General features: G+C 77.7%; 1 pseudogene. It reads left to right on the forward strand.

What is annotated here, in order from left to right:
• Nucleotides 1-260: pseudogene (locus GT354_RS04400) on the forward strand (hypothetical protein); the annotation flags it as partial.

Consider the following 260-nt stretch of genomic DNA (forward strand, 5'->3'; position numbering starts at 1 on the left):
GATCGGTCGCCGGGCACCCCGAAGACGGACCCGCGCAAGCCGGCAGGCCAGGTCCCCACGCCCGAACCGAACCGGCCGAAGGCCGACCCGCCCAACGCCGACTCCGCCGAGAACCCCGGTGGCACCGCCGGTACGCCAGGCGCCGACCGAACCACCCCCGACGGTGCGGTCGACCCACTGGCCCCGGGCCCAGGCGTGGCCGGCAACCCGATGGACGGCGAGACCGACACCCCCGAGGGCACGCCCACCGACCCGCCGCC

Source organism: Streptomyces sp. SID3343, assembly GCF_009865215.1.
GTDB lineage: Bacteria > Actinomycetota > Actinomycetes > Streptomycetales > Streptomycetaceae > Embleya.